16 protein-coding genes and 2 pseudogenes are annotated in these 24,464 nt (G+C 58.9%); 5 read left to right on the top strand and 13 right to left on the bottom strand.

What is annotated here, in order from left to right:
- Positions 1 to 21 precede the first annotated feature (21 nt).
- Positions 22 to 802, top strand: a pseudogene (locus tag RX328_RS22425) (SDR family NAD(P)-dependent oxidoreductase).
- A 77-nt stretch (positions 803 to 879) separates the two neighbouring features.
- On the opposite strand, the gene RX328_RS22420 reads toward RX328_RS22425, so the two are convergent.
- Positions 880 to 1,080 (bottom strand): hypothetical protein, encoded by a 201-nt coding sequence (locus RX328_RS22420; RefSeq protein ID WP_213255409.1) that lies wholly within the window; start codon positions 1,078 to 1,080, stop codon positions 880 to 882.
- Between the two features lie 37 nt (positions 1,081 to 1,117).
- Positions 1,118 to 1,333, bottom strand: a pseudogene (locus RX328_RS22415) (glutamine--fructose-6-phosphate aminotransferase); the annotation flags it as partial.
- 1,146 nt (positions 1,334 to 2,479) lie between these two features.
- On the opposite strand from RX328_RS22415, the gene RX328_RS22405 reads away from it, so the two are divergent.
- Both RX328_RS22405 and RX328_RS22400 read left to right on the top strand, forming a co-directional pair.
- A complete protein-coding gene (locus RX328_RS22405; protein ID WP_213255407.1) occupies positions 2,480 to 3,619 on the top strand; it encodes a PqqD family peptide modification chaperone in 1,140 nt (379 codons plus the stop codon).
- A gap of 53 nt (positions 3,620 to 3,672) precedes the next feature.
- Positions 3,673 to 4,617 (top strand): nucleotidyltransferase family protein, encoded by a 945-nt coding sequence (locus tag RX328_RS22400; RefSeq protein ID WP_312018112.1) that lies wholly within the window; start codon positions 3,673 to 3,675, stop codon positions 4,615 to 4,617.
- Between the two features lie 750 nt (positions 4,618 to 5,367).
- Here RX328_RS22400 and RX328_RS22395 read toward each other — a convergent pair.
- Together RX328_RS22395 and RX328_RS22390 are read right to left on the bottom strand one after the other, a co-directional pair.
- Positions 5,368 to 6,387, bottom strand: a complete 1,020-nt coding sequence (locus RX328_RS22395; RefSeq protein ID WP_213255403.1) for a TAXI family TRAP transporter solute-binding subunit — start codon at positions 6,385 to 6,387, stop codon at positions 5,368 to 5,370.
- An 18-nt stretch (positions 6,388 to 6,405) separates the two neighbouring features.
- Positions 6,406 to 9,282 carry a hypothetical protein gene (locus RX328_RS22390; RefSeq protein ID WP_213255402.1) on the bottom strand — a complete coding sequence of 959 codons (2,877 nt, stop codon included), beginning with the start codon at positions 9,280 to 9,282 and terminating at the stop codon, positions 6,406 to 6,408.
- 447 nt (positions 9,283 to 9,729) lie between these two features.
- Between RX328_RS22390 and RX328_RS22385 the strand changes: the two genes are divergently transcribed.
- A complete protein-coding gene (locus RX328_RS22385) occupies positions 9,730 to 10,050 on the top strand; it encodes a DsrE family protein (RefSeq protein ID WP_213255401.1) in 321 nt (106 codons plus the stop codon).
- Between the two features lie 361 nt (positions 10,051 to 10,411).
- Here RX328_RS22385 and RX328_RS22380 read toward each other — a convergent pair whose 3' ends face one another.
- The 9 genes from RX328_RS22380 to RX328_RS22340 form a co-directional block, all read right to left on the bottom strand.
- Positions 10,412 to 12,574, bottom strand: a complete 2,163-nt coding sequence (locus RX328_RS22380; protein WP_213255400.1) for a lipopolysaccharide biosynthesis protein — start codon at positions 12,572 to 12,574, stop codon at positions 10,412 to 10,414.
- Positions 12,571 to 14,493, bottom strand: coding sequence for a hypothetical protein (locus RX328_RS22375; RefSeq protein ID WP_213255399.1), 1,923 nt, complete (start codon positions 14,491 to 14,493; stop codon positions 12,571 to 12,573). The genes RX328_RS22380 and RX328_RS22375 overlap by 4 nt, the downstream gene beginning before the upstream one ends.
- A gap of 261 nt (positions 14,494 to 14,754) precedes the next feature.
- Positions 14,755 to 15,765: an O-antigen ligase family protein gene (locus RX328_RS22370; protein WP_213255398.1), complete on the bottom strand. Its 1,011-nt coding sequence runs from the start codon at positions 15,763 to 15,765 to the stop codon at positions 14,755 to 14,757.
- 257 nt (positions 15,766 to 16,022) lie between these two features.
- Complete coding sequence (locus RX328_RS22365; protein ID WP_213255397.1) at positions 16,023 to 17,210, bottom strand: glycosyltransferase; 1,188 nt, start codon at positions 17,208 to 17,210, stop codon at positions 16,023 to 16,025.
- A 253-nt stretch (positions 17,211 to 17,463) separates the two neighbouring features.
- The gene (locus RX328_RS22360; protein WP_213255396.1) at positions 17,464 to 18,120 is read right to left on the bottom strand and encodes a helix-turn-helix transcriptional regulator; all 657 of its coding nucleotides are present in this window, start codon (positions 18,118 to 18,120) and stop codon (positions 17,464 to 17,466) included.
- A 249-nt stretch (positions 18,121 to 18,369) separates the two neighbouring features.
- On the bottom strand, positions 18,370 to 19,647 hold the full coding sequence (locus tag RX328_RS22355) for a polysaccharide biosynthesis/export family protein (protein WP_213255394.1): 1,278 nt from the start codon (positions 19,645 to 19,647) through the stop codon (positions 18,370 to 18,372).
- Positions 19,644 to 20,912, bottom strand: coding sequence for a hypothetical protein (locus RX328_RS22350; protein WP_213255392.1), 1,269 nt, complete (start codon positions 20,910 to 20,912; stop codon positions 19,644 to 19,646). Before RX328_RS22350 ends, RX328_RS22355 begins: the two co-directional genes overlap by 4 nt.
- The gene (locus RX328_RS22345) at positions 20,909 to 21,106 is read right to left on the bottom strand and encodes a hypothetical protein (protein WP_213255390.1); all 198 of its coding nucleotides are present in this window, start codon (positions 21,104 to 21,106) and stop codon (positions 20,909 to 20,911) included. Before RX328_RS22345 ends, RX328_RS22350 begins: the two co-directional genes overlap by 4 nt.
- A gap of 45 nt (positions 21,107 to 21,151) precedes the next feature.
- Positions 21,152 to 21,871 (bottom strand): NDP-sugar synthase, encoded by a 720-nt coding sequence (locus RX328_RS22340; RefSeq protein ID WP_317258489.1) that lies wholly within the window; start codon positions 21,869 to 21,871, stop codon positions 21,152 to 21,154.
- A 530-nt stretch (positions 21,872 to 22,401) separates the two neighbouring features.
- Here RX328_RS22340 and RX328_RS22335 point away from each other — a divergent pair.
- Positions 22,402 to 24,420 carry a Calx-beta domain-containing protein gene (locus tag RX328_RS22335; protein ID WP_213255632.1) on the top strand — a complete coding sequence of 673 codons (2,019 nt, stop codon included), beginning with the start codon at positions 22,402 to 22,404 and terminating at the stop codon, positions 24,418 to 24,420.
- Positions 24,421 to 24,464: the final 44 nt, after the last annotated feature.

Genomic DNA, 24,464 nt, shown 5'->3' with positions numbered 1-24,464 from the left:
CGAGCACCGTTTGAGGAAGCCATGGTTGCCATGTATCCCGATCTCGCCGGCAAAGTCGTGCTGGTCACCGGTGGCGCATCCGGCATCGGGGAAGCGCTCGTGCGCGGCTTCGCGCGGCCAGAAATCGACCCTAGTCTTCTTCGATGTCGCGGACGAGGCGGGCATCAGTCTCGCGCGGGAGCTTTCCGGCCAAGGACTTGCCGCTCACTTTGCTCATGTCGACGTCACGGATATCCCCGCGCTGCGCGCGGGCATTGCGGAAGCCTGCAAGGTCCACGGGCCGATCACGATTCTCATCAACAACGCGGCGCATGACGAACGGCACGCGACTGAGGAGGTCACGCCGGAGTATTGGGACGACCGGATAGCGGTGAATCTCAAGCATCAATTCTTCGCGGCACAAGCCGTGCTGCCGGGCATGAAGGCCGCCCGGCAAGGCGTCATCATCAATTTCGGCTCGACCTCCTGGATGGTGGGGCAAGGCGGCATGACGGCTTACACGGCGAGCAAATCCGGTGTCATCGGATTGACGCGCTCGCTCGCACGCGACTACGGCCCCTCCAATATCCGCGTGAACGCGATCGCGCTCGGCTGGATCATGACCGAGCGCCAGCTCGAAGAATGGCTGACGCCGGAAAGCGAGGCCGAGTTAATGCGCCGGCAATGCCTGAAGCGGAAGCTCATGCCGGACGAGATCGCGAGATTCACGGTCTTCCTTGCATCCGACGAAGCATCGGCCTGCACCGCGCAGCATTACGTTTCCGCAGGTCCTCCAAACCGGCGACAGACTGGGTCATCCTGATCGAGAACTACGGGGTCCAAGGTGACGCCATGCGGGCCGAATACGTATCTCGCAACAGTTGGCCAACTGCGCCAGGTTCATCTCGCTCTCTGCAGCTCAGGTGCTCCATCGACATCAGTATATTTCGTCGCGCCAGCACCTATAGGAACAAGCCTGACAATTTCTGCTACTTTTTGCAGCTGTTGGCGAGTTTCATAGACCGGCAGGTGCAGCTCGGCCGCTCGATCTGCACGCTCCTTTTTGCGAAATTCCCTCTCTTGCCGCTCGAACTTAGCCATCTCCTTTTCTGCAGCCTGCAGAAAGCTATCGCGCGGGCGTAGTGGCTATCCCTATGCGGCCAACAAGCGGCTCACAAGCGAGCTTGCTCTCGAGGTTCTTGAGTTTTCCGACTGCGCGCCGCCTCGCAAGGCGACCGCGCTCAAGCGTGGCTATACCAGCAGAATCGTAACCCCGATATTCAAGCCGTTTCAGCGCATCCAGCATCGGCACCATGGCTGGGCCTTGGCCGACGAAACCAACGATTCCGCACATCTTCTCTCTCCGATCGCACCACGATTCGCTGCGGGAGTGAGCCTACGTCGGCCGCGAGCAATCACCGCGCGTTGGTCGCTGGCTGCCCATCCCGTAGCCCTTAGAAGCTGTGAGTAACTGTACAAAAAATGTAGAGCGGCTGCTGCGTCGATCGAGAACATGTTTATCAGGAAATCCAGGCCTGCTTAACTGTCATGGTGGAGTAGGCCGCAATAGCGCCTCACCGATCCTTTTGCAGCCATGATCCAACCGGAAGACGTCAGCCGTGTAGACGAGCTGCTTGCTTCGGCATCTGCTCCGGAGGGACAGCGAAACTCAGGCGCTTATTGCGCCGACTTCCCACTTACACGTAAGAGTGGTGGAGCGACTAGGCCATCAAGGCGATATGGATGTTGTCCGTAACGCTGATTGCACCGCCAAGCCCGGTCATCGATGCCGATCGCATTCGGCGCGGCAATGGCTGGGCACCACGAGTCAGGCCTTAGCCTGTCGCCGATGCCTTCCTCCCCGTAATGAGTACCCCGCTTGGATTGCGGGTGCCCCCTTTTGCTCGACGGAACGCCGTGGCGGGCGTGGTATAAGTATCTTCGAACAGTTGAGTGAGGGAGTGCTGCCATGGCGACACCGAACGCAAAGGGTCCGGAGAGCGTGGACCAGCCCAATTCGTCCGAAGATCAGGCGCGCCGTGACTTTCTCAAGAAGGCTGGCCGGTTTGCGGTCGTGACACCCCCGGCAATAACGCTCCTTCTTGGCACGAGCCTGAATTCGCGAGCTATAGCCGGCTCGGCCGGTTCAGGGGGTAAGGGTAAAGGCGGTTCACGTCCGGGCTACGGATTCGGAGATTCAAATCACGGTCACATCGGCCCGCCGGGCCGAAGGTAGCCCCTCTCTGCAGGACTCTTTTATGCTTGCCGCCAGTCTCCGTGCTTGCGCGCAGCAACGGAACCTGGTGGGGAATCCACCTGCCATACCCGGTTCTCCGATGCCCCATCGCCGGCGACCCTGCCAAGGGTCCCGGGCCGCCGACCGGGCTAGCCCTGCTGACCGAATAAACCCGTCCGCTCCTTCGGCGGTACGGCGTTGAACGTTCAACCTGCTTAGAGGCGAGGAGGCAATAGGGTGCCCGTGAATCGAGACGCGCGCTTGATGACCAATCAAACCCCGACCCAAAGCCCTGACGTATCCGGTTTGGCGGGGTTTGTGATGGGAGGTCGGCTTGCGCGGATTCGAAACCAAAGCATCTTATTTGGCCCGTCGCAGCAGGCGCTTTTCGCACTCAATGATATGGGGGCCGATATCTGGCGCTGTCTCGAAGATGGATTGTCGCCTGAAGCCATCGCATCCGAAATCGCCAGTCGGGGCATCAACGGACATCAGGCGGTCGAGTATGTTGACGCTGCGATCAGGCAGTGGGAGCGCCTAGGTCTGATCCGGCTCTCTCCAGCTTGGTTCGCCACTTCGTCCCTCGACCACGTGAGTCAGGTCGTTGCGGTTCCCGGCGCTCATGTCCGCATCGTCTATCCGGGAGCGCACGCGTTTCCCGCGGCATCTGTATTTCGGCATCTAGAGATCGGAGGAGCTGTAGCCGACGTTGTGCTTGAGTTGGTCGAGCACGGGCAGCGTATCCACCTGTTTCGGGATAGACGCTGGATTCTCTCGTGCTCCCCCGACGAACTCGCCGTCGTGGTGAAGGGGCAGTTACTGACCGAGGTTCTCGAGCGCAGCACCTATGAACTTGCCGTCCACTCGGCCGCGCTCCTCCAAGACGACCGTATCCTGCTCCTCTGCGGCAGCCCGGGCGCGGGCAAGACGACGCTGGCCCTTGGGCTGGTCCGTGCTGGATTCGGCTTCGCTGGAGATGATGTGACGCTCCTCGATTCGCTGGGGCATGGCGTTGGTATTCCCTTTGCGCCCGCGGTGAAGGCGGGAGCATGGCCCATTCTCGCCGAATACTACCCTGAACTGGATGCCGTCCCGGTCTGTCGCCGCCCCGACCGCAGGCGCATTCGCTATCTTGCACCCAAAGAGTTCGTTTCGCCATCTCCTCGCAAGGTGGGCTGGATCGTTCTGCTGCGTCGCCGAGCCGGTGCAAGCGCGGAACTAGTGACCGTCGATCCGGTCGACGCACTGCGCGGTCTGCTCAACGGCTCATTTTCACTCGGCGGAGAACTGACTGGCACCGCGTTCGACCTGCTGACCGAGATTATCAGATCGGCAGATGTGTTTTGCTTGACCTATTCGAGGCTGCCGGACGCGATAGCGCTGCTGCAGAAGGCCTGCCGATAATGCCAGTAGCTGTCGCGCTTGAGGCGTTGATCGCCGGACTTCGCGGACATGCAGTGAGCACCGCCGACTGGCAACCGGTCATCGCCCTGGCGAACCGCACCTTGCTTACTCCCGCCTTGTTCTCAGCTCTCGCGCACAGCGGCGAGATCGACCGGCTGCCCCAAGACGTACGCGAGTACTTGAGATTTATTCACGACCGCAACTGGGAGCGCAATGTGCGCCTGCGTGCGCAACTCGCGGAAGCTGTCGCCGCGCTGAATCGTCACGGCATCGCTCCGCTCCTTCTCAAGGGCGCCGTTCTCTTGTTTCTTTCTCCGGCTGATCGAGTTCCGGCCAGGATGACCAGCGATCTCGACCTGAGCGTTGATGCGGCCGAAGAGGCGGGCGCCGAACAGTGCTTACGCGAGCTTGGCTACAGGCCATTGGCGGGCGCACGTGGCATGGTGCGGCCGCAGGACGCCGGTGTCCTGGAACTCAGGCGGACTCAGGGAGCCAAATTTGGACTCTCGACGTTCGTCGAACGGGATCGTCTCCGGGCCAAAATTCCGTCGCCGCAGGCTCGTGCCCTCCACTGGATCATACATGACCTCCTCAAAGAGGGCGACTTTTGGCGCGGCAGAATTGACCTCCGACACCTTCATGATCTCGCGCAAATGGCGGAAAGCGACGATGTGGACTGGACGTCGTTGCGGGCGGCCATGCCGGACCAAAGCAGCCGCAACGCGCTCGATGCTCAGCTCCTCGCGCTGCACGATCTCTTCGGGGTAAGAATTCCCTCCGAGCACACTCAGCGCCTGATGGTTCGGTTGCAGCACTGGAGGCGCATATTCACGGCGAGACATCCTGTCATGGGCGCGCCTGTGCGATTGGCCGGCAATTTGGCATGGGGTGCGCGGCGGTTCTCACAGGCCGCCGATTTGGCGCAGCGTGGTTCCGTCGACCTCGCACGCCGCATGGGCCGTACGCTTCTGGAAAGTGATGGTCAGTCGAAGCTCTAGTATTGCTGCGACCCGCCGCCGAATCCCGAAGCGGCGAAATCGATTTCCATTCTTGAAACGAGCACGCTTTCGCATGAGGACTATAGTCGTGTGGCGCGCGACGACAGGTGACCGCGTCTTGTTTACCCATCGCGGCCAATTTATTCAGGCCGGGGCCAATTGCACGTGGTTGCGATCATACGCCGGACAGAATCCAGACCCGCCAATTCGAACGTGCTTTCATTGGGCGACATCTTTCCAGCATGCACTTTTACGAACGTTTGGCCGCTGGCCGGCATCGAGCGTAGAAGTCGGACGACATCGCCCGGAAAAGCACGATTCTCCGCGGGCTTCCAGCGCGCTTCAACAGGCGGATCTTCGTTGATCCGATACGCCACTGTAACCTCACCATCCTGTCTCCAGGAACCCGCCGTCGAGATCGTCAGCTCTGTGCGCCGGGCACGACAACGGAGGGCAAGCGAGGCGGGAGCATCTTGCGACGACGGACGCGCTTTTGTTACCGAGTGATCTGTGGGCTGTAGTCCACCGGCGAGGTGGTCTCGCTAATGATCCAGTTCGGCCCGTGAGAAATTGCGGAATCAGGTGTTTCAGCCATCTTCCTCAAGAGTTCATCGACGCATTTTAACCGTTCCATGCCGTCGAATTGTGAGCATGCCTTCAAGCGGTTGATAGCATTGTCGGCGCCGACCTGAGCACATATCGCTTGGCTGATTCCTAAGAACATGGCCGCCGCAACGGCAGCGCTCCTCCTCATCGCGACAGCCTCGCGGTCCCGGCTTGTGGACGATCAAGCCACTCCTGCGCAGGCCGAAACCGGCCGAGACTCGGCACGTTCGCGCGCAGATTTACTTGTTTCCATTTCGGATCGAAACCGGGAATCTGCAATTGATCGAGGCGGCTGAACAGATGATCCACGAGGCGTTCCACACGCCGGTATCGTTCGGACCGTTGCGGCCAATTATAGGCAGCCAAGATGGTAGGAACTGCGATCGTCGCGACCCTTTCATCTTTTTGCACCAGACTCGGATAGTCTGTCGCGTCGATCGATGAGGGAAGGTAGTAGTCCTCGAACTTTGCATCGTATTCGACAGCGAGGAATTTGAAACCGGGCTCCCAGCGTCCCTTCACAAAGGCATCGACCGGCTTTGATGTCACAAATACGACCGCCGAGAGTTCTCCGCGCTTCATTTGTTCCAGGGCCAGCTGATGGGGAATGAACATCTTCTCCACACTTAGCCCCAGCCGGCTAAAGATCAGCGGACCGGAGTATGCTGCGGCCGTCCCCTGCGTGTTGAAATTGACCTTTTTGTCCTTGAGATCGTCGAGTGATCGGATCTCGGGACGGACGAAGATGTGCAATTCGGATGGAAAGAGGTTCAGGAGGTAAACGAGGCGTCGTTCGATAAACGGCACTTGAGCTTTGTACTCGTCAAGGACATCCGTATTGATGATAGCGGCATCAACACCCCTGAGATAGAGCAGCGCATTTACGTTCTCCGTAGCACCGCGCGTCACGATCGGGAGGACGTGAAGCTTGCCCTCCTCGTTCACGACACGGGCGACTTCTGCCGCGAGGCGAAGCGGCGCGCCTTCAATGAGGCCGCCGGCGAGACCGACGGTCCATGCATTGGTGCGCTCCCTCACGGCCGCTTCTGCCTTCACGGCCGCAGCAACCGCCGCTGGCTCGCGCCTTTGGGATTGAGCGTGGGCAGTCATTTGAAGCCCAAGCAGCGTCAATGCAATCGTGGACGAAACCTTTATGAGCGACATCTGGATCTCCGTTCCAGGTTAACGGCCTTGGGTTGGCGGACTACGAACCGATAGCTTTTGCAGCTGTTTGATTCGTTCCTTCGCATCTTCAATGCCGCCCGATTGTGCTAATTCATATAATTCGCGTGCCTTCGCAATATCGCCGGCGATTCCGCGTACGCGCCACGATAGCAGCACGCGATCGTCGTATGTCTCGGCCAGCATAAAGGCAGCTCGAGCGCTACCACGCTGAGCCGCATGTTCAAGCACCGGCCGCGCACCGCTGATGTCGGCCTCTCGGAGCAATGCGATTGCCCGGTCGAGCAGCCTCTGTTCGTCAACAAGAGAACGAGACAGGGTACGCGCCGGCGTAGATGGCGCCGAAACCGTAGCGGCGTTCGGTTCCAGAACAGGCTCGCGTGCTGCCGGCGGCTTCGCTTCCGGCGTCGATAACGGCTCCCGATTAAAGGTAGGGGCTTGCATAGAAGCCCGTTGCGGGTGGTGGAACGTACCCGCAGTTGTCACGGAGCGGGATGTGGCGACCCACTCGGGCAGGCCATCGACGGCGGCGGGGGCCCAAAAAGCGTTCAAGGCCGCGAGCTGCCGATTTCCGGCATCTAGTTGATCTCTAGCGAAGACAAGTTCGCGCGCAACGGCGTCGCCACGGTCACGTTCAGCGGCGAGGGCGATTTTCTGTCCGGATGCGCTGGTCCTGCTCTTCTCGGTTACTTGCAGTGCCTCGGCGTATGCGGCAGCAAGGCGTGCGGAACGCTCGTCGGCCTGCGTTCGCACCGAGGCAAGCTCGCGGGTGAGCGTCTCAGCGCGGTCGCGTTCCTTTTTAAGTGCCTGCTCGTGTTCGATCTTGGCTGCCTCAAAACTCCGCGCAGCCTCCTGGGCAACCCCGTGCCCATTGTCGAGTTCTGTCCGGAGAAGGGCCAGTTCACGCGCGAGGGTCTCTGCTCCGTCTCGCTGCTGCTTGAGCTTCTTCTCGAGCGCCTGCCTTTGCTCGAATTCCACCGCGGCGGCATTGGTGGCATCCGAGCGGACGTAAGAATCGAGTTGATCTCTAACGGATGCAAGTTCGCGCGCAACGGCGTCGGCACGGTCACGTTCGGCGGCGAGGGCGATTTTCTGTTCGGATGCGCTGGTCCTGCTCGTCTCGGTTACTTGCAGTACCTCGGCGTATGCGGCAGCAAGGCGTGCGGAACGCTCGTCGGCCTGCGTTCGCACCGAGGCAAGCTCGCGGGTGAGCCTCTCAATCCTGTTGCGTGCTTCCTCACTCGCCTGCGTTTGCTCCCGCGTCACTTCGACGATCCGCACAGTCGGGGGTGACGCAGCACGCGCTGCGTCGAGTTCTGCCCGGAGGGAGGTCAGCTCGCCCGCAATAGCGCCCGCTCTGTCCCGCTGCTGCTTAAGCTCCCGTTCGAGCGCCTGGTTTTGCTCAGCCCCAGCAGCGGCAGCTTGCGCTGCTTCTGAACCCGCAAGCCGTGCCGTATCGAGTTCCGCCCGAACGGACGCAAGTTCCCGCGCAAGGATCTCTGCTTTATCCCGCTGCTGTTGGAGTGCCTGTTCGAGGACCCGCTTCTGCTCCACCATTGCGGCCGCAGCTTGGGCTGCTTCTGAACCCGAGGTCTGCGCCGTTTCATGTTCCGTGCGAAGGGAAGTAAGGTCGAACGCAAGGCGTTCCGCCGTGTTTTGCTGCTGTTCGAGCTCCCGTTCAATGGCCTGCTTTTGCGCAGACGCTTCCGCGATAGCTTGTTTGGCTTCTGAAGCCGCGATCCGTGCCGCGTCGATTTCCGCCCGAGCTGAAGCAAGATCGCGCGCAAGGCGTTCCGCCGTGTTTTGCTGCTGTTCGAGCTCCCGTTCAACGACCTGTTTTTGCGCGGACGCTTCCGCGATGGCTTGCTTGGCTTCTGAACCCGCGATCCGTGCCGCGTCGAGTTTCGCCCGAGCTGAAGCAAGGTCGCGCGCAAGAGCGTCCCCTTTGTCCCGCTGCTGCTTCAGCTCTTGCTCGGTCGTTGCAGCAGCAGCTAGCGCGGCTTCTGGCCCTGCCGCAGCTGGGGCCCGCGCAGCCTCGAGTTCGGCTCGAACGGATGCAAGCTCACGTGCAAGGTCATCTGCCCTTTGTCGCTCCTGCTCGAGCGCCTGCGTTTGCTTTATCCCCGCCTCGCTCGACTGTATAGCTTTTCGGCTTATGGCCCGCGCAGTTTCCAGTTCTGACCGAAGGGTGGTAAGTTCACGCGTAAGCATCTCGGCGGTCAGCTCTCGTGGTTGCTTGATCGGTGCCGCTTCAGCGGTCGACCGCGCTGCATTGAGCTCCGCTCGGACTTTCGAGACGACCGCGCGTGCAAGCGCTTCCGCCCTACCCCACTCCTGTTCCCGTTCAAGAGCCAGTTGTCGCTCCCGATCGGGGACAGATTGAGAAGCTTGTGCCATCTTGCCATCGCCCGCGTCTGACTGCGGAACGGGAGCAAGCTGAGCTACGAAGTTGGTGATTTCTCTGTTGGTGATTTCTCTATGGGTTCGCTCGAACCTCCGCTTCGGCTCAATCGGCGTAATCTCGGCAACTTGCGTGACCAGCAAGGAGCGTTTTCGAACGACGTAGGGCTCGGGGAGTTTGTATCCCATTGCGGTTGTTGCCGCGAAAGCCGGGTCTTGGCTTTCATCGCACCGACCATCCTCGATAGCTCCGATGAAGAGACATAGAATCCAAGCTCCAGCAACCGCATAGGCGCGCGCCGAAACTCTGCCTGCTACACGTGAACGCTCAACAGTTTTGGACCGCATCAGCCGACAGGGAGGAGCGAGAACAATGGACTCGTGCTCCCTCCGGAAAACAAGGCCTCGGCGCGCCGCCCGAACGGCAGTGGTCAACTCTGATTGCTGCGATGCTGTCGCAATTTCCTGTGAGGCCATCGTGACGACTCGGTTGGCGTTATGAAATTTTTGTCATGACACAGCCTGCATTGGTCGTTTGTCGATGTTGCAATGGAAGTAATCACAACGAGGTAGATGCACCCACTCGCGGCAATTAAGTTGATTGCGTGCGCTTTGTGCTGAACGATTCTTGACCCGAGTATTCGCGCCTGACTACGCTGCGGCGACACTTGAGCCGAACCCCTCGCGCACTCGAGGAAAACAACATGAACAGATCATTCGTCGCCTTCACCGCCGTTGCATCGGGTTCATCTTAGTGATGAGTACCCAAAGCAGCCGCTCTGCACAGAGCAACACTTCTCCGACACTCAATGCTGCCAAAGTCAGTGCTGCCAAACCAATGGTAAGGTCAAGTTCACCAACACCGCCGCTCAATCGCAGCCCCATCGGCTGGCTGTACAGGTCAACGTCAATGACCCCGCAACTATGAATCTTGCGCTCAACAAGGTAAGCAATGCAGCGCGCCACTACAGCGAACTCGGCCAGAAGGTTGAGATCGAGGTGGTGGCTTTTGGACCTGGACTGCACATGCTGCGAGACGACACTTCCCCTGTTAAAACGGGCATCAAATCTATGAGCGAAAGCATGCCAGGGCTCACCTTTTCGGCATGCCGAAATACCCTCGAAAATATGACGAAAGTTGAGGCCAAAGAAGTCCCTCTCGTCTCGCAGGCGAAGGTCACGGAATCGGGAGTGGTGCGGCTCATGGAGCTGCAAGAGCGAGGTTGGGCCTATCTGCGGCCTTGAGTTTAGCGAGAGACATCGACTTTGTGAGGCGCAACGGCGATCGACATTCCGCAGCGCCTCTTGAGTAGGCCGGCGAGAACAGACAAGCGATTTGTTGCGTGACTGGGCAACTTGCGACTGATTACCGCTCGACACACGCGCCCGAGTCGTTTGCTCGACGATCAGTTTGAGCAACTAGTTCATCATCGTGCGAGTTCCGGTCTGCATAAAAAAGACTTCTGCCCGGGACGAGCTGGAGATCCCCCAACCGGCGACGCCCATCATCAGGTAATGCCTCCGTCGACACTCACCATTCGTTGTTCGCCCCCTGGTTCGAACGAGCGTACGGGGAATTCGCTTTGGTTCTTGCAACCGGTCAAATTCATGGGACTACATGGCGGCGGGTCGACCAAAACTCCACGATTGCAAAGGGCAGTCCGGCGGTCATATTGACGCGTTTGGAGATGTAGATTGTCATTGCCCCGTTCCAAATGACGTTGGTCGCGGCTGTGGCAACTGCTGCCCCCATTGCTCCATATAGGGCAATGCCGAGCGCGCAACCGAAGACGTTCATGATGGCTCCGATCACCATAAGCGCGGCAGCTACCCGTTCGCGCCCCGTCATGGTCAAGAGACTCTGCTGCGGGCCCGTTGCAGCGGCAAGGATCTGTCCAGCGATAAGAACTTGGGTAATAGGAGCTGCTGCGACGAAATCATCTCCGAAGAATCGCAACAGTGGCTCAGTCAGCAACAACAGCGGCAGCGCCAGCGTTATCGTTCCGGCAACCGATAGGACGGTTGCCCGGGCAAACAGGCTTTGAAGCGCGCGCTCATCCTGGTTGGCGTGAAGCTTCGAGACATTTGGCGCAAAGAATGTCCCCACCGCCATGCGAGGGAGAATCAGCAAGAGAGCCAAATTCAGCCCGAGCGCGAAGATGCCTGCCGCATGAGTATCGCCGGTCCAAACCAGAAGGATCAGGCCGGCGCGGTTCAGGATAACGTCAACTCCAGTCATTATCATGACCGGAAACGCGAGGTGCCACCAGTCGCCTGGGGCATAGGCAAGCTCCGCAGACCGCAGTTGCAGCGGCCACAGTTTCAGAGTGCTCCACAGCAGGAGGCCGGCAGTGACCACAGAGCTTATCATCAATGCGCTCAGGACCGTTGTGGCATCCGGCGGTGTGACGCTAAACGCTGCGGCGAGCAGGACGATTGCAAGCATAAGGCCGTCGCGGCCCAGGCGCTCGGGGGCAATCGCCGAAATCACGCCCCCGAACGCACGCACCGTCGCCCCCCCTAGCACATAGAGCGCGACCAGGGGTACGATTGCCAAGCCTATTGCGAGACTGACGGTCATCTCGTGCCCGAAGTTCCTCCCAAGCGACAGCACGATGGCGATACCGCAGATTGCGATCGCCGTGCCGACCAAGAGCGAGCGCTGGAATGCAAATCGGATAACGCCGCGCGCCAACGACCACTGGTCTCTCGCGCTATAGGCTGGCACAAATCGCAGCAGCACCATACTAAATCCAAGCGTTGCGACGTAGGAGAGAAGAGTCGTCCAAGCCAAGACGTACGAATAAATGCCATAGCTCGCGGCTCCAATCGTTCGAGCTATCACAAGCTGTGCCAGACCGGTCAGCCCCGCACCGCCAACGTAGATCACAAACGACCACAGACTCGCCCTCGCCAAACGATCGGTTAGGTCTGTTTCGGATCTCGGCGCAATCGAAATCCGAGTGTCCTTGGGAGCTGGCGCGGGTTCTTCGTTGGGGCAGTCGAGCTGCTCGCGTTCCAGGCTGGACGGCAACCTGATCGCTGGAGGCTCCCCAAATCTGGCCGAGATCTCCTCCTCGACGAGATCAAGAGCATTGCGCAAGAGCTTCGGATCAAGTGAATTGACAGAAATCATTCGCCTATCTTCGGTCGCTAGCAGCGAACCAACGTAATCGGTAATGGGCTTCATCTTGAGAAACGTTCGCACATCGCGTTCTAGCCATTTCTCCACTAACGTCTTTTGGCCTGATCGGTGACGGAGCCGCTGTTCCAACAGCTCCTTTGGGGCGTCGAATCGAATCAGCAGGTCCGGCCTTCTCCTCATGCTAATTGCCTGAGCGATCGTCGTTTGGTCTGCCCGGCTATGCAGCGCCAAGCTGCAAACAGCTTGAACAAACCCTTGATCAAACAAGATGATGCGATCGGGCTTGTGTGGATCGTTCCACGCACAGGAAAACCTGACGACGTATTGACTGATTCTGATCCACCAAGCCGGACTCGCCGGCGGCATCAGCCGGAGCAGATCACGAGCGAGACGCAATCCTGGAGCATTTGAGATGGGCCGGCACAAGATCGCGATGGCAACGAAAATGGCGGATATGGCGCGTAGCAGCGCTGGGAGAAATCCGCCGCGGCTCAGGAACTCACTCTCTAGCCGAGGGAAAAGGATGAGATCGACCGTATATCCGCGCTGGCGCAGGCGCTGAGCCAGCGCTCTGCTAAACGTTGTTTTGCCTGCGCCTGGTGGACCGAATGCCTCGATGATCATGCGTTCCTCGGTCGCTTGCTACACCGATCCTGGGGCCTGAGATTTGGCTTTGCAGAGCCGACGACATCGATTACGGGTTCAATCCTTATCCATCGTCGGACCGCTGCCTTGAACTGCTGGTAGCGAATCATCAAGGCTAATCCGCGGTGCTGTTCCACATCGAGATGGTCGTGCTCTGACGGATGTCGGCGTACCAGGACTGACCAGAATTTGGTCTGGACGTTGGAATGCTCCGTTCGGGCGAGGAGATGCAGAGTGGTCTGCGCCATGTCTCGATTGGTTCGTCCGACGCGGACAGCAAGCAAGACATGGTCAGTACCACGCACCAGAAGTCCTACTTCCGGCGCCTCCTGCAACGCGGGAGCGTCGATCACCACGAGATCATAGGCGTCTCTCAACTGTTCGAGTAGCGAGGAGATCTCCGCACTTGCCAGCATCCAGAGACGATTTCCGTCAGAGAACCCTGCTGGTAAATAGTCAATGCCCAGTTCCTGAATACGCTGGATTGCATGTGCAGGCGGCTGGTCGTAGGTCAACACGCTGAACAGATCCGAAGTGTCGTCACCCGGTCGACGGAGCAAGTGGCCCAAATCCAGGAGTAGAACGCGTCGTCCAAGCTGTGCGGCGCAAAAGCCAAGACTCCACGAAATCGCGGTCTTTCCTTCTCCGCGAGCACTGGACGTCACGAGGGCAATTTGCTGCGACCGCGGGGTTGTTGGATCAGAAGCAAGTAAAGATACGACCGTTGAGCGAATTGATCTCATGTATTCGGTCGCGGGTTGATTCAGTATCTGCAGAGGCTGTGTGCTCAGACCGCGAGGGATCGAAGGTATCAGCCCGGCGCACGGAATGCGCAGCGCGTCTACGGCTTCGGTCTCGGTATGCAGAGTTCGATCAAAGCGATTACGGACAACTGCAATCAAGCACGCAAACAAGGCGAAGGCAATCGTAGTGGGAGGAATGAGAAACAAAGGATTCAACGAGCTGGGAAGCTCTGGCGGCGAGGCATCTGCTACCAAGGTCACCTCTGATTCTATGGCGAAGCCCTTCGCAATCACTTCCTGCCGGCGTCGCAGCAACATTTCAAACTGCTGTGCCAACGTTGTCATCTGCCACTCAAGGGCGGCGATCTGGGACGGCGAGCTCTGGCCAAGACGGCTGGCATCCAATTCCGTCTTTATCTTGGACAGCTCGCGCTGAACAATGGCGACTGCGTTCAGAGTATTCGCCTCATTGGTCTGCTTTTGACGGGCGAGTTCATCGACATACGATCGTGCTATCAAGTTGGCAACTTCCGCCGCCCGTTTCGGATCAGGGTCCGTGAACGAAACGCTGATGATCCTGGATCGACGCTCCCGTGCGACCATCAGACGGCCCTTTAATGCAGCTAATGCCTGCCCATCGGGATGTTCGGTGATAGCGAGCAACTCCCGGATCTTTAACCATACGGGACGGAACAACGCTCTCACGCGCTTTGTCCATGGCGGGGGTCCCCTGTTGTCGTACCGTGCATCATCGAGCGCCCTCAGCGGGGGCAGAAGTCGCAGTAGGTAGGCGTCGGACAACAAGACTGTGATGTGGGTATCGATGGCGGTATCCTCGATCCCGGCACTAGGCGCCTCCCCGCTGGAGCTGGCAGCGTCTGGTACGCCCGGGTTTCGAACGTTCACCGCGAGCTGCGTCGTCGCCGTGTAGGAGGGCGACATGAGAATGCTGGCAGCCACGGCGAGCAGCACCCCCGCGACAATCATCTTGACGATAAACGGCTTGTATTTTCGGATGCTGTCCAGCACCTGCTTCGCTGTTTGGACGGCATCGTCTGAAGTCGAGGACCGTCGTGCCGGATTCGGTTCGGTTCCTGGCCATTCTTCTGGAACATCAGTCAGGGATCGAGTCCGCTTACCTGTCAACGCGTCCATTGTGCGCTCCCCTGTACTGAGCTCGCTACGGAATATCCGCCATTCGGGACGCCCCATTTCCAGCCGTGGTTTCTTGCCATGACTGCATCAGCAGGACCGCCCAGAGCAGGCGCGAGTGATTCCGGCGGCTGCTTAGGTGCTTGCGCCAGCAATTCTGAACCCGCGCAACATTGGCCGTGCGTTGGCGCCGGCGGACCGTCATTGGCCTGATTGCGGACAAATCGACGGATTGAAAACGGAGTCTGAACTATCCTGGCGATTTCACACATGGTTCAAGTTCCAATCCGCGCGCCTTGGCAACGGAGCGCGCTCCAAACCAAGGATCAGGCTGACAGCAACCGCGAACCACACGATTGGATGGCGTGGGATAAAATGAGTCATGCTGAAAAAGATGAGGGCAACCATCAACACAGCCAGCGCGTCCAGCTTTGCGCGTAGTACGAGCAGGAAAATGCCTGCGAAGAGGCCATAAACAGCAATCACGCCGAGCAGGCCGCCTTGCGTGAATATGTCAAGCGCAGTGTTGTGAGCTTCGAAAGGACGCGTAAGGGGCCGATCATCGTCGTCGGCTATCTTCGGTTTCCAAAGATGCGGTCCCGGTCCAAGCCCGAGCGATCCAGATTCCAACCCGAGCTTCAGCGCGTTTTGCCAGAGGTACAGCCGTAGGGACGCGGTACGCATCGTTCCCTCGCCGCCATGATCCTTCGTCATGCTGGCCGCTAGGCTCCCCACGTGATCCACGGTCGCTACCGCATACGGCGTCAACGAAAGCGACAGGGGAACGAAAGCGACGACGATAAGCATCGCTGCGGCAGATCGTAGGCTGTATCTGTGCTCCGGCAAGGTCAACCAGCTCCATAAGCGCAGCACAAGAAACACCGCCGTGCAAAGCACCATCGCACCCAGGAACGCATCACTCTTGGTGAGCCGGCCGACGACGAGGGATGCCAAGCAGCTGAGTAATGCGGCGAGGCGGCTAAATCCCCTGGCTGAAAGAGCAAGGTGAAGCGATAGCGCTGCCAAAAGAGCGCAATAGAGCGCGAGCTGATTGGGGTTCTCTGACCAGCCGCGAAACCGTTCCCAGAACCATGGATCAACCGATGGCAGGCGGATGAACCGCCAGCCTAGGGCAATTTGCATGACCAAGGAGATATTCCAGAATGTAATCAGCAACCATTGCAATCGGCGCAAGGCGCCGTCAGTCTTCATTGTCGCGGCCACGAGGCAACTGAGAGCTGCAACCACGAGATAGGCGAAGGCGTCATGCAGCATCGAGCCTGGGTCCAGCTTCTGGAGCAGTATGGCCTGACATGTCCCGACGCTAAGGCTGAACGCAAAGCAAATCCAGAATGTGCCTAGAAGGAGCAAGGCTCTGGGATTTGAGACGCTGTCGCTCGTTAGAACGTGCAACAATGCGAAGCCGAGCCATAGGCCGAGGCAGAGCTCGCCAAGCCCGAGGGGGACACCGGGAACCCGCAGCTGTGAAGCTGTCGTGAGTACGAGACCAAGGGCAAGAAGTGCACTGCCGATCATTGTACTTCACTGCTGTTCTTCCGCGCCGCTCGGTCATCGCCTTGACTGCCGACTGAACGCAGTCGCATGTAAAGATCGGTGTAACGGTCGGCTACGACGTTCAGATCGAATTCACGACGCACAAGCTCAGTGGAGCGCTGCCCCATAGTTCTGGCACGAGCGGGATCTCGAAGTAGGTCTAGGATGGCGGCAGCGAGCGCGCGCGGGTCGCGCGGTGGGACCATGTAGCCATTCCAGCTCTCCGCCACGACATCATCACAGCCGGGCATGCGCGTGGCCACGATCGGTACGCCGGCCAGGCCGGCTTCCAGGAGAACGCGCGGGATTCCTTCGCGATACTCAGTCGGAAAGGCAAAGACATCTGCAATGCCGAGAAGGGCCGGAACATCCGATCTCGCACCGGGCGCGATCACGTAGGGTGCATGTCGCTCGATCAATGCCTGATCTACGGCGAACGGTCCCTCGCTCTCGCGGGGGCCAACGAGCAGGAAGCGAACACTAGGTCGCGCTTCGTGGACAATTCTCGCCGCATCCAGGAGGGTTGGGATACCCTTCTGTACGGTTAGCCGGCTCACGGTAAGGACGATTTCGGCGTCTCCCAACCCGAGCTGGGAACGAAGCTGGGAGATGCTACCCGTCTCCGTCCGTGCTGACTCGAAAGCCTTGACATCGATTCCTGAGCTTCCGATGACAACGGAGGAACCATTTCCAAGCAGATGGTAGCGGCGGAAGAAGTCGCTATCTGCCTTGTTTTGGAATACCGTTGCCGCGGTCCAGTAGGCGGTCAACCGCTGCAACGCCAGATACGCAGGCCGAAACACCAGGGCTTTCAGGTCTGTCGAGGAAAATACCCACCCCATTCCATTGATGGTGCGCACCACGGGAACCGCGCCCCGAATCGCCAGAGGTGCAAGAAGATTTGGCTTGGTATCAAACGTCTGAACAATATCGGGCTGGACGCGGTGCACCAGTTGCGAGAGCTGACCCACGGCGATCCGGTCGGCAAAGCGCGCATGGAATCTATCGAACTGGTATCGATGGTACTGAATGCCATTCTTTGCGAACGGGAACGTGACGCCGGTGCCCGCAGCACTCACCCGCAAGCCGCGGTTTTGCAGAGCAGTCAGGAAGGGAATCCGCAGCGCGTGATCCTCGCCTCCCACGCAAAGCAAGTGCAGCGTCATGCTGTTTCCTTTCGGTCTCGGATGCAACTTCGCCGAAACCGGAGATAGTACGAACGACGGCCGCTTTCCTGAAGGATGTGCGGACCAAGTGAGCTTAGGAGGAGACCAAGAACTGTCTTCATTTATTCGAATGATTCATCGACGAAAGAGTTGTTTCAGCAATCTCGAAAACTAACAGGCTGTTGCCGTGCACGCTCTGAATAGGTAGGCCGTGAGGGCGCCAAACCGGCAGATCGAGGTAACTCGCCCAGCGCTACGGTAAGATAGCGACACGTCCCAGCAGCGCGACGAGGTCAGCCTGCCGCCGCGTCTGTGTCTTAACAAACAAGGCGCCCAACTGTGAGCGTATTGTCGTTCGGCTCAGCCGTCGGGAACGCGCAATGTCAAGTAAATTGTGTCCTCGCGCCAATTCGACTGCGAGCTGAGTTTCCGCGGCTGTGAGTCCAAACAAGCATTGCAGCGTCCGAGGGGAAGGCTCCGGGTGAGCGTCGAGATCGAGCAGGATGAGTGCGCTCGTCCCATCGGACGACGCATTCGCTATCTGTTTTACAAGCGTGGTGATTCCTTCCTTGGAGGAAGTCACCAGCCATGATGTAGAGCCGATAGGAATTTGTGCGCCCGTGCGATTTATCAGCTGCTTTACAGCCCCATAAAGTGTTTCGCGTCCGGCAGCGTGCCTGCATTCGCGCTCCAACATTGCGCGGCCGGTTGCGCTAACTTCAATAATTCGGCCGCGCCTGATCCAGACTTGGCCACAGCCAATGCGCGCTAGGAGAGCACGCAGATCGCTACGCTTGTCGTCAGTGTCCGAAATGATGGGGGGAGCACGATTCGAGATATTGAAGATCGATTCGGCAGATCGATGCAAAGCGATTGTAGGCAATGTGGCACTCTGGCTGAGATTCAACATTTTTGCTTCCCAGTGCGCTGGTCGAAGAAATTGGTACGAACAAGGACGATTCCAATTTCACTGGGTCCTGTAAATGTTCAATGGGAGGTAACTCCGTTGACCCGCCCAGCGAAGCAGCTGAGTGCGCGGAGGCTGGCTGGTGATTTGAAGCCTCAGATGGGAAGGCGCTTCATGCTTAGGGCGCAACTTGGCCAAGGTTGTCGCGTCGGTAGCAGCAAAAGCGTATCCGAAGTGGGTACCCCTTTTTCGTCAATTTGACAGCTTGGCAGCGGTCGCTGAGGGACGCAACGCGACTTCGATCACGTCGCCGGGCTCTACATCGAAATCGACGGATGCGGCAATCCTATCCCATCGCTGGCCGAGCTTTCGTACGACGGTCACCTCCGGATACAGATTGCTTGTGCCGACGGGCAGCATTCCTGTCCCACCTACGGGTAGCAGTTTCTGGCTCAGCGCCAGCATTTTGACCCGCAGGTCCGCCAGGCGAACATTAGAGTCCTTCTGCTCCTTGAGCAGATTGATGGTTCGCTGGCTCGCAACCCGTTCGATCTGCCTCCGTAAATCGTGGCGCTGACGCTGCAGCCTCATCATCTCGACGCTGGTCTGTAGGCTACGCGTCGACGACAACAGAAGGGCGCGCCGATTTTCGGTGACGCGGGGACTTGCCAATAGGCCTGAACCGAGTAGCTTCTGCACCCGTTGGAGCTCTTCCTCATCGGCCTGTACACCCTTTTCTTCGCTCTCATGCTGCTGCTTTAGGGTTGCGAACTGCGCATCCGTTTGTATCACCGCCTCCTGCAGAAAGCGTTGTTCCGTACGGAAGTCATTTTGCGAGGTCTTCAAGGACTCCGCCTCCGCGCGCACCACAGATTCGACCACCACTGCGGGCAGAGAAACATCGTTCGGAACGGATCGATCGAAGGTGTCACGGCCATCAAGTTCCGCATTGATGCGGACGAGGTGAAAGTATTCCTTGACGTATTCCGTGGCCAAAGACTCATAATCGCGCACGAGATCCGCCGGATCAATGGCGCCGGGGTGACCGCGAGAGCGCAACAGGCTGAAGCCACCCGCGACCGCGACGGCCTGGCGCACCGTCATCGAAGCCCGATACGGCTGCTGTCCGGGAGTTAGCACGTCGCCGGAAACGTAGATCGGTCGATATTCCACAACGCTTGCGATTACGTCGCCCGGCTTGATGACGAACGTCTGATCGCGGCCATCGGCTGAGCGGTGACGCAGTATCTTTGATTGCAGCACTGTTTCGATGCGGCGCTGCATTTCGGACGGAGTCAACCCCGCAACCTCCACAGTACCTACTCCGGGAAGAGCGATGGTGCCGTCGATCTGTATCTGCCCTCGACTACGCTGATCGGGCAAACCGCCGACCGATACCTCGACAGTGTCACCTGGTGCGAGTTTATATTCAGCTCCGAAGCAGTTCTCGTTGCTGATGGACACAACAATTCCCGCCCAGAAGACAGCCGAAATAAGGCCGAAGATCTTGCCGTGTTTTTTGCTTTTCATGGACGATCTCCCTGTGCCACTCCTTGCCGAACATCGCGGTCATCCCAATCGAGGCGGGAGACGAAATCGAAAACCGGTCCCCCTGCCCGGCCCCAATTGCTCGACCAAATGACCTGCGACCCGTCAGGGGACGGAGAGCCATGCGTTTCGCTCCGGTAATCGTACGGCGCGCTGACCGTGTGTGCGACACGTCGAAATTTCCCGCTACCGTCAATTTTCAGTGCGATCACCTCTTGGGCGAATGGAGCCCCACGCAGACGCTGAGCTGACGCGGGCGGATTACCGGCATAGCTCAAGATAACCCAGCCCGGGCGGCGTATCGCCCGTGTCGAGGCATGCTGGGCCTCGCCATATGGAGCCAGCGCGGTGACCAGTCCATCGCTGAGTCTCCGTTTGATCACGTGGTACTTGTCGGGATCTGATTTGCTGATGCCGACGTAAACTTCACTGCCATCCTCATCGATTGTCATATCGCCATGGCCGGGCCGATGATGCTCGGTCCAGCTCTGGATAAGGCTACCATCGATGCCGAAAACAAATCCTTGATCCGTGGCCCCAACCTGTTGGCAGAATATGTACCGGCCGAGCGGGGAGATACTGCAATAGCTGTTTTTCCCGGGAAGCCTTGCCAAATCGACATCTGGAAATTTCTGACGAATCGAAAGGTCAACCGCGAACGTGACAAGCGCTCCCTGCTGGGTCATGGCGCGCACCGCGATGCGGTTGCCATCCCATGACGGATTGCCCTTGGACGGGCCGAATCGGAGACCGCGATATCCCTCCAAATCAAAGATCACCTTTTCTCGATTGTTTCGCGGAGCCCAGTGCGAAATACGCTGCCCGCCGACGCAAATCATGAGTTCGGGATCCTGGGGATGCCACTCGCATTCATCGCCAGAGCGACGTCGCTGAAAAAGCGGAGCGTATGTTTGCCCGTCGAGGAAGCACAGGCCGTTACAACCATTGACAATCAAGAGCAGCGTCTGGTCGGCATTCCAGGCTTGCGCGCTGGAATAACGATGCGTGCAGTAGGAGCGTCTGCAGGCCAGTCCGTTCCCCAGCGGGCTTTCGGGTGAAGTCACACGTACGAAGGTGGTTCCTATGGACGTATCGACGGTCGGCACGAGGTAGCCCGGCAGGTCCATGCGAGGTGCAAGGACGGGTTGCGCCGTCTGGATCGTTTCCGTTGCGGCGGCCTTAACGGCGAGCGCCAGGAAGACGCTGCACCACAGTACGATTTCGGCGCGGCCGAACCGGAGCGTCATGTGATGAAGTCCCGCTCTCGCATGCCTGGCTTTGCCGAGAGGCGGCGATGCCACCAGTTAGCCGTCCGTTCCAGTCTGCTGCTGGATTCGAATTCGTGCACCCGATCGCCCATCGTCACCCAGCCGCTATCGATCGCTGCGGCCAGCACTGCCTTCTCGTCTGCTCCCAACACCGGTTCTGATACCAACAGCATGTGCATGCCTCGAGCTAAAAAGCATTTGGGTCGCGCGGGAATGCCTCACGCCGCGACGGATGCAGGGAACGCGGACGACTGCTCATCCCAGGCGACATCCTGGGCTTTGAGGAAGTCCTCGACACGGCCGATATCAAGCCACAGGCCGCTGTGCTTGAATACGTTCACAGGAGCTTCCTCCTCCAGCATCTGGAACATCAGATCATCGAAGCCAAACGGTACGCCCGACGGGATGCGTTCAAGTATTGTGGGATCCATGCAATAGATACCCATGCTGACGAGGTGCGCCAACTCCGGCTTTTCGCGAAATCCGGTGACGCCTCCATTTGTCTCGTCGATCACACCAAAATCCATCTTCGTGGTACGAGTTGCGGTGGCAATCGTGACGCCGGCATTATGCCGCCGATGGCTGTGGATGAATTGGTTGAGATTGAGGTCCGTCAACACATCGCCGTTAAGGACCAGGAATGGTTCATTAAGCTGTTCGCGTAGCAGCGATAACGGGCCTATCGTTCCAAGCGGCTCAACTTCCTGGGTGTAGGTGATCCGCATATTCCACTGATTGCCGTCACCAACGACGCTGCGGATCAGATGTCCCAGATATCCAGTCGTAATGGAAACGTCTCTGATCCCGTTCCGTCTTAACCATTCGAGCACGAGTTCGAGCACCGGTCGCGCGCCGATCGGCATCAATGGTTTTGGCAAAATGGATGTGTGCGGACGCAATCGAGTGCCTTTTCCGCCGCACTGAATGACTGCCTTCATCTTGGTCCTCAGGTTACTGAAGCGCGGAACGCTCAAAAATTCGATCATACCGGTCCGGCAACTGGACGGTGCGTTGAGGAAGCTAGAGAGGAATTTTCCGCGCGTCTTCGTGCATTTGCATGAGATGCCTTCGAAATTGCGGAAAGGTGATCGAGACGGAGGTCGAATGAATCACGCAACGCAGCTTCGTCGTGGATGGGGCCGCTGGATCCAGCGCGTCGTTCTTTTCCATTAGTGTTCTGTGGCGAGATCGGGGGAATTATCAATGCGGGTTACTCCACGGCGGCATCCTTCCGTCTTGACCATGACCGCGGCGCCCTACCCCACGTTTGGTGAGCTCCCCTTGATTGGTGCTGCGCAACGATTGGTGCTGTGAAACGCGAAATCGGCCATGTCGCTGCCACCACCCTGCCCCCGCGCTTTGGCCGAACTCTGGATGGGTAATCCTGAAGGAGATCTTCTAATCCCCGGAATAGCAACTGGTCTCGCGTCCGGCTCGGATGTAAGTCCCTCATCCAGAGAGGTGCGCCATGAAAGTCCCTGAATTCCGGCAAATTCGCGGAACCGAGTCGGATGAGGATCTCGTCGGCAGTAGCGGGCGTGAGCAGCTTTACGGCTATGGCGGCAAAGACCGACTCTATGCCAATGGCGGCGACGACCAGCTCTACGGCGGTGCCGGAAACGATCTGTTGGATGGTGGAACGGGCGCCGACGTCATGTATGGCGGGTCGGGCGACGATCTCTACCGAGTCGACAATCTTGCCGACGTCGTGAGCGAAACGACCGTCCCCGGGATCGACGACGGTGGCGTCGACACAGTGGAAAGCGTGATCACCTACTCGCTGGGCGCCTTCATCGAGAAGTTAACTTTGAAGGGGACAGAGGCAATCAACGGGACAGGCAATGGCCTCGCCAACAAGCTCGCCGGGAACGAAGCGGCCAACGTGTTGAGCGGACAGGGTGGTGACGACTTGATGTACGGAAACGGGGGCGACGACACCCTGATCGGCGGCACCGGGAAGGACGAGCTCTGGGGAGGCGCAGGTTCGGACACGTTCGTATTCCGCTTTCCCGACGCAACGAGTACCGACAAGGTCAAAGATTATTCGTCCGGGGCTGATCACATCGGGATTTATGCGGGCGACTATAGGCTGAGCTTGGGTCACGGTCTCGTTGCTGACGGAACCGGCAAGCTGGTCCTCGATCCCACGTACTTCGTGGCCGTTGCAGGCTCGGCGGGCACTGTGCAGGGCACGTCCTCCGGTCACGGCCAGTTCGTGTTCTCGTCCACCGCCTCGACGTGGACACTAATGTGGGACGCGGACGGCGCCGGCCCCTCGCATGGTGTCGCGCTCGCCACCTTCAACTCGGGCGTCACTTTGAACGCCGCCGCTTTCAGCGTGACGACTTCGCTCCCGTCTGTGACGATAAGCAGTTCGCCGGACCCGGCACCCGAACGTGCCGACGCCCACGTCGCCTTCAGGATTGACCTGTCCGCTCCATGGAACGAGGATGTAGTTCTGACCTACTCGACGATAAACGGCACCGCCGTCGCCGGCAGCGACTTCGTCGGTGTCTCAGGTGGCCAGGTGGTGATCCCTGCTGGCAGCACCAGCGCCACAGTCTTGATCGATGTGCTCAGCGATAATGTCCCGGAGCTCGTCGAGTCCTTTACGCTTCAGCTTGATTCCGCCGTGGGCTCGACGAGCGGCACGGGGCTTCCCATTCTCGGCACGGCCAGTGGGTCCATCGCACCGCTCGGCCCCCAAGTTGTCGCGATAACTGACATGGCGGCGCTCGGCAGCACCGATCCCGCCGGGATCGCCTATGTCCCGGGAATGGGATTCTTCGTCAGCGACTCGGAAGTTGAGGAGAGCCCGTTCTTCCGCACCACGAATTTGTTGAAGCTGCAGCCGGATGGCACCCTCGTTCAGTCGTCCAGCCTCTTGAACTTCACAGATGAGCCAACGGGCCTCGCCTTTGATTCCGGAACGAACCGCCTGTACATCTCCGACGACGATAACTTCAAGATCTTCTGGGTTGACCCGGCCAATCCCACCGTCAAGCTGGGGGAATTCGATGTTAGCCATCTGGGCTGCAATGACCCCGAGGACGTGGCAGTCAATGCGAACAATGGCCACCTGTTCATCGTCAACGGGAGTGCTGGAGGCCGCTCGACTGTCGAGATCGACAATACTGGCACGCAGGTCTTTTCCATCATCCAGCTTCCCGCGGAAATCCAGGACCCCGAGGCGCTGGCCTACGACGCCGCTCACGACATCTTCTATGTAGGCGGCGGCTTTAGCTCGAACATCTGGGTTGTTGATCACAGCGGCACGATTCTGCAGGTGATCGATACTCTCGGCGGACATCGCAATGAGATCAACGATGCGGCGGCAGCCGTTAAGGACCTGGAACTTGCGCCGAGCAGCGACCCTAACGACGATCCCAATATGCTAAATCTATATGTCGCCGATTACGGGGCATCGCATGTCAGCGACGGCCGCATGATCGAGATCGACCTCCATGGTGGTTTGCTCTTGGCGTAACCCATCATCGGCTGCGGCGCGACGAGGACCTACTTCAACGAGGT

The sequence above is a fragment of the Bradyrhizobium sp. sBnM-33 genome, from assembly GCF_032917945.1.
In the GTDB taxonomy this organism is placed as follows: domain Bacteria; phylum Pseudomonadota; class Alphaproteobacteria; order Rhizobiales; family Xanthobacteraceae; genus Bradyrhizobium.
The sequence above is the reverse complement of the archived record's forward strand: the minus strand, read 5'-3'. Positions and strand labels throughout refer to the sequence as shown.